We start from the raw sequence: 9,809 nt of genomic DNA, 5'->3' as shown, positions 1-9,809 counted from the left end.
CGTTCGGGTAATCGCCACGAACCTCAGCGACCATACGGACCGCTCGTTTGCGCAGCTCAAGAGGATACGAAGAGGGGCGTGCCATGACTCAATCCTTTCACGGAATCGAGTCTCCATTCGAACCGGGGCGGTTCATCACGAACTGTCCCCGGTCCGATGTTCGCGTCGCATCACCTCGACCTTGATCACCCGATTCGGCAATCAGCATCCATAAAGGCGCCCTTCGCCCGGACACGTGCGCAACCAGGGGACTGAGATGCTCAGCGCTGAAAGTCATGACAGACGAGTCGCCGTGCGTCGGATCTCGACCTCTCACTGCGGGGAAGGGGACACCGAGAGCCGAGAACCACTTCCGTCGCCAGGCCCTGGGACCGGCTGAGTTCACGACACCGATCCCACCCATGTCCCCGTCCCTGTGCCCCCCAGTACCGCCTAGCGGTGCTCCTCCAGTCAGGCGGCCGGCCGTTGCCGCCTCTACACGAACCAAGCGGCAACGGCTGCGCGCTGTCCCGGTGAGCACCAGGCTGACTGGCGAGGCTGGTGCCCCTGCCTAATCGCCCGGCTGTTCAAGCGGGATCGGGGTGTCGAAGATGTCGACGACGAACTCCGAAGCGCGCCCCCGTGTCTGGATTCCGCTCTCTTCCACGAAGGAAGGGAAATATGCGCGTGTCGCATGCCAGAGGGGTCGATGCTGGTGTATGCAGGCTCGAAACCCCGCGGCCGTAGACGTCCGCCGGGGAGCAGGAATCGGGGTGGGGCTCGTGACAGAAAGCGCGTACGAGGAGCTGCAGACCGGCGGGTTGGGGCCGGCCACGTTCGAACTGCTGCGGAGGTTGGTTCACCAGGTGCGCCGTGGCACCGGTTTTCCGCCCCCCGAGGGGCACGCGGCGTGGAGCGATGACGCGGCTTACGACGTGATCAGCGCGATGTTCGCCCAGGAAGGAGCGGGACAACGGTTCGTGATCGTCTGCTTCACCCAGGCCGCCGACGAAGCCTCCCTGGAACGATTGTTTCTCACGTCGATCAAGAACTTCCTCATCGACGAGGCGAAAAAGACACCACGGGGCAAGCTCCGGCGCCGTATCGCCCGGCTGATGAGTGAGGACGCGGCCTACCGCAAGCTCAAAGGTTCCCCGCCGCGCTGGGCACTGGTCGACCATGCCGAAGGAGCTGTATGGCAGGGAGATCTCGACGATCTCATCGCCCAGGCCGCACAAGTGAAAGGCGTCGGCATCACACGCTGGAACCACTCCGGTCCCACACCCCAGCAGACTGTCCGCGCACTGAAGACCATCCTGCTGTCCGTGCTCCGGTACGCACAGGGAGCGGTGCGGGAGGAAGACCTCGCCAAGGTCCTCGAGGCTCGGTTCGAGCTTCTGGCACCGGCCCGTTTCACCGCGCTGTACGCCGATGAAGGGACCATCGCCGAAACGGTCGAACAGGTTGCGGCTGCCGCCGCACCAGACCCGACCGGAGTCGAGGGGGTGGCCGAGGACATCTGGCAGCACCTCTCACCCCACGACCGCCTACTGCTTCCCTGCCTCGACGAGGACGCCCACCACGCGGCGCAGCTACTGGAGATCCGGCAAGGCCACGCAGCCGCGGTCCTGTCCAACCTCAAGACAATGCTCCGTAATGCTCTGTCCGCGGACAGTGACCCACAGGCGGTCATGGCCGCCCTACTACGGCGCTGCGGCGAGGCCGCGTCGTGATGAACAGCCCCAGTTACGTCGTCTGGACCCAGTGAGAAGAGAATGCGCTGATGGACCACAGCCGAGGAGACGGGGGAGACAGCATGAGCTCTGTCCACACCACTGCCTACCAAAGGCTCGTAGCCGCCGCGGCAGGCTTGAAAGTGCCCGATGCCGTCCACCGGGTGGCCACCGCACCACCTCAGGACCCACGCCCCGGCCAGATCTGGCGCGCGGTGTGGGAGGACACCGTCCAACTGCTGCTGATCACCACGGCCGGTGACCAGAACAGCGCCCGCGCCGTACCGGCCTCCTTCGAACGCTACGCGGACGCCGACACCCTGCTCATGCCCGCCCCGGCCACGACGCTGGAGCAGCCCTTGGCGCTCTGGTGGGGCCTGGAAGCCACCCTTCCGTGGTGCGTGCTGGACCGGCAGGTCAGCGAGCTGACAAGCCGCCCCGACACCCTCACCTCCCGCATGCTCGCCGATACCGTGACCGGCGCCCGGTGGGGGAGCAGCACCGTCTTGTCCGCGGCGGTCAGCGAATACCGCGCCGCCCTCACCGACCACCTTGAGGTCCTCACCTCGGCACAGTGGGTCCCGCAAGGGTCAGGCGGCCTCTCCGAGCTCCTTCGCGACCACGGCATCACCGTCCAGCAGCTCGCGGCCGAACTGAAACTGCCGCCGCCCCTGGCGCTGGACGTGTGGAGAGGACAACAGCCCCTAAATGCCGAGCAGGCCGCCACGCTCGCCGCACTCCACGCCCAGCCCGCCGCCCGCTTCCTCGACGCCAACCCTGCTCTGCCGCCCGCCGTCGTACACGAACTCAACCGGCCTCTGCGCCGCAGCCAGATCAAGAAGCTCGCCGCCCAGTACAACGAAACCGAACACGCCGCCCGTCTGCGCGCCGCCTACGGCGTCTACACGCTCGCGGCACGCGACGACAACCGCACCCAGCCGAACTGGACCGCACGCACCGACCGCTACTTCGAGCTCCTCCTGGACGGATAAAGAAGAAGAGAGGTACGCCCGAGGTGGTCAACTACGTACTCGCCGGCGCCGCCCGCACCCAGGCCGCCGCCATGATCACAGAACTCGAAGCAGCCCGCCCCGGCGCCCTCGAAATCCTGGCGCAAGGCGCCCTGGAGGAACTGCGGACCTGGCCCGAGCTCACCCGTCAAAGACGTTCCCGAGAACGAGACGGCACAGGGCTGCAGCGTCGCCGGAGCGTACGACTACGGCCCCCCGCCCCGTCTGTCCGTCGCCACCTCCGCCAGCCACCCACGGCGGGACTTCACCGCCCTGCACGAACTCGGTCACCACCTGCAGAAGAACAGCTTCGACCTCATGGAGCCCTTCAGCCGGGAATCCGACGGCGGTGTCCTTCTCGAAGACGCTGCCTGCGACGCGTTCGCCGCCCAGATCCTGCTCCCTGCACACCTCGTCGACCAGCACCTGGACGCCAAAGGGCCCACCGCCTCGGCGACCACCCTCCTGTGGAAGGCGAGCAACGCCTCCCGTATGGCCGTCTGCGTACGAGCAGCCCAGCATCTCCCCGCCCCCGGCCACGTTCTCCTCCTCGACCCCACCGGACACCTCGCCTTCGCCGCCTCCCACGGCCTCCCACCCCTGCGGCGCGGCAGCTTCCAGGGCGACATCCCCGTTATCGACCGCGCCCTGACAGGCTCCGGCCGCGCACAAGGACGAACCCAGGTCCGCTACCGCGACGGCATCCTCGGACGCGAACTGCACACCGACACCGCCCCCATGAACGGCTACACCGTCGCCGTCCTCGTCACCGACTCCGCCCCCTGGCGCGCCTTCACCCCTCCCACCGCCGACACCGGCCCCCGGTCGCGGGACTACATCTGCGCGAACTGCGACGAGAACTACCGCTCCTTCGAACCCGCCTGCCCGCGCTGCCGCGTACCTCACTGCCCCGAATGCGGCCGCTGCGCCTGCCCGCCCCGCACACCCGGCCGCTCCTGCCCCGGCTGCTTCATCGTGCACCCGCCCGCGATGTTCGCCCCAGACAGCGACCGCTGCCTCGACTGCTCCTGACACCCCGCTGGCCCCGCCAACCACACGCGTCTTCCTACCCGCGAGTTACGTCGTCCGTCCCAGGCGAAGCACCCCACCCAGGGTGCTCACGGAACCCGGGCGCCGGCCGCGGGAACCCGACGGAATGCAGCCGGCAGAACAGCAGGACAGCAACGATGGCCATCCAGATCACCGCAGTACGCCTGACGACCGGCGGCACCACGCACGAACACATCACCCACCTGTGGTGGACCAACCAGGCCTCCGGGAACAGCGGTAACAACACCCGGGCTCAGATCGTCGACTGGATCGACAACCAGTCCGGCAAGGCCTACACGAGCGACGCAGCCGGCCATCGCACGGAAGTCGCCGTCGTGACGCCCACCCGCGGCGAGAAGTACCTGCGGACCCACGCCGATGGCGTGTGGACCAACAACCTCCTCGCCCTCCCCAGACGCTGACCCGCCGATCACCCAGGCGTCGAACGCGCCGCCTCTGCAGCGGCGCGCCAGACGCCTCCAGCCTTACCAGTCCGAACACGCGATCCCCATTTCAGGAGGCCCCATGTCCCAGGACGGCCACGGACCCAAACCCGTCACGATCATCATCAACGCCCGCCCCTATACCTGGGAGGTGAAGGAGATCACCTACGAGGAGGTCGTCGACCTCGCCTACCCCGGCCAGGCGCCGAACGACCAGGACACCTACACCGTCCGCTACAGCCGCGGCCACGACGGCCACGGAACGGGCAGCCTCACTGCCGGCCACAGCGTCCGAGTGAAGAAGGAGATGGTCTTCGATGTCTACCGCACTTCTCGCTCGTGACCCCGACCTCTCCCGCCTCCTCGATGACGGCTACAACATCACCGTCCACGCTAGCCACATCATCGTCCGGATCCCGTACGTCACCGAGAACCGCACTTTCGAGCACGGCTTCCTCGCCCACCCGATCACGGTCAGCGGAGACCGCCTCGTCTCCGACACCGACCACCGCATCTGGTTCGGTGGCTCCACCCCGTGCAACGAGCGCGGCCGCCCCCTGACCCTCGCCAATCCTGAGACCCGGGTGATCGCCGAGGGCATGCTGGCCAACTTCATGCTCTCCAGCAAGCCGGCAGACGGCTACCCCGACCAGTACACGAAGATCACCGCGTACGCGCGGATCATCGCCGACCAGGCACACGCCCTCGACTCCTCATCCCCCCCGGCGTGGCATGGCAGGAGGTCGATGACGACAGCCCCTTCGTCTACCGGGACACCGCCACTTCCCGCGCAGGCATCGCGGCCATCAACAGTCGGTTCCGAGGCCACCGCATCGTGATCGTCGGCCTCGGCGGGAGCGGAAGCTACATCCTCGACCAGGTCGCCAAGACCGAGGTCGACTCGATCCTCCTCATCGACGGCGATACATTCGACAACCACAACGCCTTCCGCGCCCCCGGAGCCCCCACTCTCGACGTGCTCCGCGAACGCCCGCAGAAGGTCTCCTACTTCGCCTCGATCTACAGGAACATGCATCAGGGTCTAACCGCCTGCGACCAATACCTTGACGAGGAAAACCTCAATCTCCTCGAAGGGGCGACGTTCGTGTTTCTCGCCTCCGACGATGCCGCGAGCAAGCCGGCGATCATCGACTGGCTCGAGGACCACGACGTACCGTTCATCGATGTCGGCATGGGCATCGAAGAGATCGACGGCCGCCTCAGCGGGCTACTCCGAGTCACCACCAGCCTCCCCGGCCGCCGGGAGGCGGCTCGCCGACGCATCCCCCGGCAGGCACCCGAACGGGACGCCTACGCGAGCAACATTCAGACCGCAGACCTCAACGCGCTCAACGCCGTCTTCGCAGTCATCCGCTGGAAACGCGCCCTCGGCATCTACGCCGACGCAACCGATGAAAGCCACACCACGTACTCACTGATCACCAACGAGATCGCCAACGAGGATCTCCCGTGACCCCCCAGGAGATCCTGCGCCCGGTTTTCACTGAGACCTTCCCCTCGGCCATGGACGCAGGGGCGCTCTACATCTCGATCCTCTACCGCACTTGCGGCCACCTGTGCTGTTGCGGATGCGGCAACGAAGTCGTCACGCCGCTCTCCCCGGCGCAGTGGTCCCTCACTTACGACGGCGAGAACGTCTCTCTCACTCCCTCCATCGGCAACTGGTCCCTCCCATGCCGGTCGCATTACTGGATCCGCGACGGCCGTGTCCACTGGAGCCGGAACTACTCGCGTGCGGAGATTGCACGGAACCGAGACAAAGACCGCCGCTTGCTGGCCGCCCAGGTGAGTGGAAATATCCCGAGAGATCGCCGGGGCAGTATCAGTCGCTACCTGCGGTTTTGGCGGCCTTGACGTTGGGCACTATTGGGCGGCGTGGAAGGTGCTCAGCGCGATCGGCGCGTCCGTCTCGGCGAGGACGTCGCAGATCGGCTGGACGCCGAACAGTTCTTGTACGGGTCGATGTAGGCGACCTTCATCGCAGCGGACGGCCCGGCTCCGCGGCGAAGAAGGCCGAGGGGGCCTTGACCCCGAATCCTGAACACGGGTTATGCGGCTTGTGCCAGCGTAGTTGGTGTGTAGTGGAAGGTGTTTTCGAAGGCGATCGGTGATCGTTGTCCGAGGCGGGAGTGTCGGCGGCGGGTGTTGTAGCGGTTCAGCCATCTGAAGGCGTCGAGTCGGGCCTCGCGCTCGGTTGGCCAGCCCTTTCGTCCTTGCAGGATCTCGCGTTTGAAAGTCGCGTTGAAGGACTCGGCGAGAGCGTTGTCCGAGCTGGACCCGACCGCGCTCATGGACTGCCGGACCCCTGCTGACCTGCAGGCTTCGGCGAAGGCCCTGCTCGTGTACTGGGCTCCGTGGTCGGTGTGCATGATCGATCCGGCGAGGCTGCCGCGGGTGCGGATCGCCGCCGCCAGCGCGTCGGTCACCAGGTCCGCGCGCATGTGGTCGGCGATCGCCCAGCCGGCCAGACGCCGCGATGCGAGGTCGATGACGGTCGCCAGGTAGCAGAACCTCCCGCCCTCGATGGGAAGGTAGGTGATGTCGCCGACGTACTTCGTGTTCGGCTTATCCGCGGTGAAGTCGCGGCCGATCAGGTCCGGCGCCTTGGCCGCAGCCGGATCGGGAACGGTGGTGCGGTGCCGGCGGCGCAACCGGAGCCCTTCGCTCCCCGACGCCCGCATGATCCTGGCGACTCGCTTGTGATTGACCGCCTGACCGTTCTCCTCGCGGAGCTCGGCGGTGATCCTCGGGGCTCCGTAAGTGCCGTCCGATTCTTGGTGCACGGCCCGTATCCGGGCGGCCAGGTGGGCATCGGCTACCTGTCTGGCGGCCCGATCCGTGGCCGTTCGGCGCCAGTAGTAGAAGCTCGAGCGGCTGATGCCGAGGATGCTGCAGATCCGCTTGACGCCGTAACGGCGCTGGAGGTCGGCGACACACTGGAAGCGGTTCACCAGCGCGTCTCCCCGGCGAAATACTTGGCGGCCTTCCGCAGGATCTCTCGTTCCTCCTCGAGCTCGCGGACCTTCTTCCGCAAGGCCGCGTTCTCCGCCTCCAGCGGGGCCGGCGGCTGGGCCGGTTCCTGCGTCCGCCGTCCCCGGGGACGGCTCACTCCGGCTGCCCTCACCCAGTTCCGCAGCGTCTCCGGGTTGATCCCCAGATCGGCGGCGACCGACCTGATCGTCGCCTCCGGCCGCGACTCGTACAACGCGACCGCGTCCGCCTTGAACTCCGGCGGGTAGTTCTTCATGACCACGAGATGTCCGTCCTCAGATCCTCAGGATCCAGTGTCTCGTGTGTCCAGCATCAGGGGTCAAGGCCCACTCTCACTCTTGAAGCTCTCCAGCGTTTCGTAGGCGACCACCGCCCCGACATCCTGGTCATCAGCGCACACGGAACGATGGTCGGCAATATGGCCGCACTTGTCATCGGTGACGAGACGCACCTGGACCTCGGGCTTGACCGCATGCCACCGGTGGTCATCCTCAGTGCCTGCCATGTCGCCCCCCGGGGCTCTGGCGCCGTAGCCATCACCGATCTCCTGCCACGGGAAGGTGCCCTGGCGGTACTCGGTACTCAAGTCCCAGTCGATGTCAGACGCAACGCCATGCTGATGGTCCGCTTCATGGTCTACCTCGCCAAAGAGAACACCAAGCCCGGACAGTTCTCCACCATCCTGGATGTGTGGCATCACGTGCAGACGTCAAACGCGGTGAACGACATCTTCGATGGAAGCCCCAGCCTCAGGGCATGGGCAACTCGCACCACCATCAATGACCGCCCTGCTCTCGTTGAGTTCATGACCAGCCGGGCGACTGGTCGCATTCGTCTGCCACACGTCTACGTGGACACCGAACGCGTCTTGGGTGAGATCGCCGATGAGCAGGGCCAGGGCGACCGCGTACGTAACTGGTTTCGCAGGCCCGGCTATGTCCCCGAGTCGTTGTTTTACGTCTTCGCTGGCTGTCCCGACCGCATTCACCTCACACCACCACAGTCACTGATCGAGCAAGCGCGCCCCATACGATAATCGCAGAGCCTGTGCCCTTCGCTCCCGGCGCACCGGCGGGAGCGAAGGGCACAGATCGGTGCCGCACCGGTAAATCCGCCTTAGCCTCGCGCTTTCATGAAGCGGGCTGTCCGACGGGTGGTCAGGTAAGCGAAAAGTGCCTCTGACCAGCAAGAATGAGGATTGTCGAGGTCCTTGTTCCTGCTCCAGCCGGAGGCACTTCTCAGGTGATGAAGAGTATCGGGTCGTACCCGCGTGTCCGCATTGAGGGCGGGGGCCGCGGGGTGGTGTCCCAGGCCGGGGGCGTGCTGCTGGTCGAGACCGTCCGCAAGGCCGGCTTGGACACCGCGATATCAGCGGCGCTGACGCCATGGCGGAAGGCTCGGGCAGTGCACGATCCGGGCAAGATCCTGCTGGACGTGGCCCTGGCGGTCGCGCTGGGCGGGGACTGCCTCGCCGATGTCGGCATGTTGCGGGCCGAGCCGGCCGTGTTCGGGCCGGTGGCCTCCGACCCGACGGTCTCCCGCCTCATCGACACCCTCGCAGCCTCCGGGGAGAAGGCCCTGCGGGCCGTCCGTGCCGCGCGGGGTGAGGTCCGCGAACGTGTCTGGCGGTTGGCCAGCCGGGAAGCGCCTGATGCGGGCGGAACGGTGACCGTGGATCTCGACGGGGTGCTGGTGGTTGCGCACTCGGACAAGGAGGATGCCGCACCCACGTGGAAGCGGACCTACGGCCACCACCCGCTGATGGGGTTCGTCGACCACGGACCGGGCGGCACCGGTGAACCGGTCGCGGCCCTGCTCAGGCCAGGCAACGCGGGATCGAACACGGCCACCGACCACATCACCGCCACTCAACTGGCCCTGGCCCAGCTGCCGAAGAAGTACCGGCGCGGACGCCGGACCCTGATCCGCACGGACTCCGCGGGCGGCACCCACGACTTCGTCGCCTGGCTCGCTCAGCGGGGGCGGTGGCTGTCCTACTCGGTCGGCATGGTGATCACCGAGCAGGTCCACCAGCACGTGCTGAAGGTTCCGGCATCGGCCTGGACGGCGGCCGTCGAGGCGGACGGCGAGATCCGCGACGGCGCCTGGGTCGCCGAACTCACCGGCGACGTCCAGGATGGCTGGCCCAAGGGCATGCGGCTGATCGTCAGGAAGGAACGACCACACCCCGGAGCCCAGTTGCGGCTCACGGACGCGGACGGCATGCGGCTGACCTGTTTCGCAACCAACACCTCGGGCCGGCCGATCGCCGAACTCGAGCTCCGTCACCGGCTGCGGGCCCGGGCCGAGGACCGCATCCGCGCCGCCCGTGCCACCGGCCTGCGCAACCTGCCCCTGCACCGCACGGCCCAGAACCGGATCTGGCTGGAGATCGTGCAGATCGCTCTCGACCTGCTGGCCTGGATGCCGATGCTCGCCCTGACCGGCAAGGCCCGTCTCTGGGAGCTCCGCCGCCTGCGGCTCCGCCTGCGGCTCCGCCTGCGGCTCCGCCTGCGGCTCCGCCTGCGGCTCCGCCTGCGGCTCCGCCTGCGGCTCCGCCTGCGGCTCCGCCTGCGGCTCCG

At 67.1% G+C, this 9,809-nt stretch carries 11 protein-coding genes; 10 read left to right on the top strand and 1 reads right to left on the bottom strand.

Annotated elements, in window-relative coordinates:
• Nucleotides 1-590: 590 nt before the first annotated feature.
• The 8 genes from ACZ68L_RS45105 (at nucleotide 591) to ACZ68L_RS45070 (ending at nucleotide 6,090) form a co-directional block, all read left to right on the top strand.
• Nucleotides 591-1,712 carry a hypothetical protein gene (locus ACZ68L_RS45105; protein ID WP_469590392.1) on the top strand — a complete coding sequence of 374 codons (1,122 nt, stop codon included), beginning with the start codon at nucleotides 591-593 and terminating at the stop codon, nucleotides 1,710-1,712.
• An 83-nt stretch (nucleotides 1,713-1,795) separates the two neighbouring features.
• On the top strand, nucleotides 1,796-2,704 hold the full coding sequence (locus ACZ68L_RS45100; protein WP_469590389.1) for a hypothetical protein: 909 nt from the start codon (nucleotides 1,796-1,798) through the stop codon (nucleotides 2,702-2,704).
• Between the two features lie 336 nt (nucleotides 2,705-3,040).
• Nucleotides 3,041-3,754, top strand: coding sequence for a hypothetical protein (locus ACZ68L_RS45095; RefSeq protein WP_469590387.1), 714 nt, complete (start codon nucleotides 3,041-3,043; stop codon nucleotides 3,752-3,754).
• 155 nt (nucleotides 3,755-3,909) lie between these two features.
• A complete protein-coding gene (locus ACZ68L_RS45090) occupies nucleotides 3,910-4,194 on the top strand; it encodes a DUF3892 domain-containing protein (RefSeq protein WP_469590384.1) in 285 nt (94 codons plus the stop codon).
• A gap of 103 nt (nucleotides 4,195-4,297) precedes the next feature.
• Nucleotides 4,298-4,558 (top strand): multiubiquitin domain-containing protein, encoded by a 261-nt coding sequence (locus ACZ68L_RS45085; protein ID WP_469590381.1) that lies wholly within the window; start codon nucleotides 4,298-4,300, stop codon nucleotides 4,556-4,558.
• A complete protein-coding gene (locus ACZ68L_RS45080; RefSeq protein WP_469590378.1) occupies nucleotides 4,533-5,054 on the top strand; it encodes a DUF6791 domain-containing protein in 522 nt (173 codons plus the stop codon). The genes ACZ68L_RS45085 and ACZ68L_RS45080 overlap by 26 nt, the downstream gene beginning before the upstream one ends.
• On the top strand, nucleotides 4,943-5,689 hold the full coding sequence (locus ACZ68L_RS45075) for a ThiF family adenylyltransferase (protein WP_469590376.1): 747 nt from the start codon (nucleotides 4,943-4,945) through the stop codon (nucleotides 5,687-5,689). The genes ACZ68L_RS45080 and ACZ68L_RS45075 overlap by 112 nt, the downstream gene beginning before the upstream one ends.
• Nucleotides 5,686-6,090 (top strand): ubiquitination-like system serine protease family protein, encoded by a 405-nt coding sequence (locus tag ACZ68L_RS45070; protein ID WP_469590372.1) that lies wholly within the window; start codon nucleotides 5,686-5,688, stop codon nucleotides 6,088-6,090. Before ACZ68L_RS45075 ends, ACZ68L_RS45070 begins: the two co-directional genes overlap by 4 nt.
• 194 nt (nucleotides 6,091-6,284) lie before the next feature.
• Here the strand turns inward: ACZ68L_RS45070 and ACZ68L_RS45065 are convergent.
• Nucleotides 6,285-7,489 (bottom strand): IS3 family transposase gene (locus ACZ68L_RS45065; protein ID WP_469590369.1). Its coding sequence is split into 2 segments (ribosomal slippage): nucleotides 6,285-7,198 and nucleotides 7,198-7,489, totalling 1,206 coding nucleotides; the frame shifts between segments, so codons are not numbered across the junction.
• 3 nt (nucleotides 7,490-7,492) lie between these two features.
• Here ACZ68L_RS45065 and ACZ68L_RS45060 point away from each other — a divergent pair.
• Both ACZ68L_RS45060 and ACZ68L_RS45055 read left to right on the top strand, forming a co-directional pair.
• Nucleotides 7,493-8,263 (top strand): CHAT domain-containing protein, encoded by a 771-nt coding sequence (locus ACZ68L_RS45060; protein WP_469590367.1) that lies wholly within the window; start codon nucleotides 7,493-7,495, stop codon nucleotides 8,261-8,263.
• Between the two features lie 209 nt (nucleotides 8,264-8,472).
• The coding region (locus ACZ68L_RS45055; protein WP_469590364.1) for an IS1380 family transposase at nucleotides 8,473-9,809 on the top strand (1,337 nt) is incomplete at its 3' end.

Source organism: Streptomyces sp. NPDC104309 (assembly GCF_055584025.1).
The sequence above is the reverse complement of the archived record's forward strand: the minus strand, read 5'-3'. Positions and strand labels throughout refer to the sequence as shown.

Bases quoted from the DNA above. Each gene is read 5' to 3' on its own strand.
- ACZ68L_RS45105 (WP_469590392.1), top strand. From the start codon at position 591: ATGTCGACGACGAACTCCGAAGCGCGCCCCCGTGTCTGGATTCCGCTC.
- ACZ68L_RS45100 (WP_469590389.1), top strand. From the start codon at position 1,796: ATGAGCTCTGTCCACACCACTGCCTACCAAAGGCTCGTAGCCGCCGCG.
- ACZ68L_RS45095 (WP_469590387.1), top strand. From the start codon at position 3,041: ATGGAGCCCTTCAGCCGGGAATCCGACGGCGGTGTCCTTCTCGAAGAC.
- ACZ68L_RS45090 (WP_469590384.1), top strand. From the start codon at position 3,910: ATGGCCATCCAGATCACCGCAGTACGCCTGACGACCGGCGGCACCACG.
- ACZ68L_RS45085 (WP_469590381.1), top strand. From the start codon at position 4,298: ATGTCCCAGGACGGCCACGGACCCAAACCCGTCACGATCATCATCAAC.
- ACZ68L_RS45080 (WP_469590378.1), top strand. From the start codon at position 4,533: ATGTCTACCGCACTTCTCGCTCGTGACCCCGACCTCTCCCGCCTCCTC.
- ACZ68L_RS45060 (WP_469590367.1), top strand. From the start codon at position 7,493: ATGTCCGTCCTCAGATCCTCAGGATCCAGTGTCTCGTGTGTCCAGCAT.